The following is a 1,444-nucleotide window of genomic DNA, read 5'->3' on the forward strand; positions in this document are numbered from 1 at the left end:
ATGGCGCTGAAGCTTGCCATTGACCGCGAAGAGATGCTGGACAAGATCCTGAGCGGCTACGGAACGGTCGGCAACGACTTCCCGATCAACGCTGGATATCCGCTGTCCCCTGATGACATCGAGCAGCGCACCTTCGATCCTGACAAAGCGGCCTTCCACTACAAGAAATCTGGTCACAGCGGCCCTATTCGGCTCCTCACCGCCAACGCCGGCTTTCCCGGTGCCGTCGACGCCGCGCAGCTTTTCCAGCAGAGCTGCGCCAAGGCCGGCATTACCCTCGACGTCAAACGCGTGCCGGACGACGGCTACTGGTCGGAGGTCTGGAACAAGCAGCCCTTCTGCCCAAGTAACTGGGGCGAGCGCGCGACGCAGGACCAGATGTACTCGACCGCCTATTCCTCGAAGGCGGCATGGAACGACACCCACTTCCACAACGAAAAGTTTGACAAGCTTCTCTTGGAGGCGCGTGGCGAATTCGACCAGGACAAGCGCAAGAACCTCTATCGCGAGATGGCCATCCTCGTTCGCGACGAGGGCGGCGTTATCGTGCCGATGTTCAACCAGGTCATCGACGCCATTTCTGACAAAGTCGGCGGCTATACCAGCGGGCGGCGCGTCGGTCTGATGGACGGTTACGCCTTTGCCAAGTGCTGGCTGGAGGCCTGATGAATCGGAGCGATAGAAGTCACTAGGAGAAATGGCCGATGACTAAGGGATCTGTCCCCACGCTGGGTGTTGCATTAATGGAATACAACGATCTCACTGGCGACTACGGGCGATTTTCCCAAAGCGACCGGGTCGGCCTTGGCTCAGATTTCGTCGGCACTTTTGAATGCCCGGCATCGTGGCCGTTCGATACTGTCTATGCGGTCGCAAGGGGCGGCGGGCCGAGAGAGACGCTCGCTGGGGCGGATAGTGCGGTGCAGGGCGTCACTCGAGCCGTACACCGCTTGGAAAGCGACGCCGATCTTGTAATCGCGAATTGCGGATTTTTCTGGTGCGGCTGGAAGTTGCTAAGAGGCAGCACAGAAACACCAGTACTGCTTAGTGGTCTCGATTTTCTCGATCTGGCGCTCTCTGCAACATCTGGCCTGATTGGGGTGCTGACCTATTCAAAGCCATGCGTTGAAGCGCTTCTGCGTGATCACCCTGGAATAAAGCGCATGCGGATTGTGGGCTTCAGTGATCTCCCGTCCTGGAAAGCTATCGAGGAGCCCGATTGCTCCAAGTTGGGTGGCTGGACCTATGGAAGTCTCCGCGAGGAATTTGTGACTCGTTTGGAAAGCGAACTGAGCGACGGCTCGCTTAAGGATGTTCGAGCACTAGTGATTGAGTGTGTTGGGATGCCCAAGTGGCGATCGGATATTCGCAAGCTGACCAATGTGCCTGTCTTTGATCTGATGAGCATTACAAAATCTCTTCTCGCCTAAGGGAGTGGCCTATC

2 protein-coding genes are annotated in these 1,444 nt (G+C 57.3%); both read left to right on the forward strand.

All coding sequences use genetic code 11. The annotated features are described in order from the left end of the window. Nucleotides 1-666, forward strand: a 666-nt coding sequence (locus EN851_RS34070) for an ABC transporter substrate-binding protein (protein WP_245520884.1), incomplete at its 5' end; no start/stop codon positions are given. Between the two features lie 38 nt (nucleotides 667-704). Continuing rightward, nucleotides 705-1,430 carry a hypothetical protein gene (locus EN851_RS34075; RefSeq protein ID WP_135931040.1) on the forward strand — a complete coding sequence of 242 codons (726 nt, stop codon included), beginning with the start codon at nucleotides 705-707 and terminating at the stop codon, nucleotides 1,428-1,430. Nucleotides 1,431-1,444: the final 14 nt, after the last annotated feature.

It is taken from the genome of Mesorhizobium sp. M8A.F.Ca.ET.208.01.1.1 (assembly GCF_004791315.1).
GTDB lineage: Bacteria > Pseudomonadota > Alphaproteobacteria > Rhizobiales > Rhizobiaceae > Mesorhizobium.

What these genes read in the sequence shown, in the direction of transcription:
- EN851_RS34075 (WP_135931040.1), top strand. Translation starts at nt 705, where the DNA reads ATGACTAAGGGATCTGTCCCCACGCTGGGTGTTGCATTAATGGAATAC.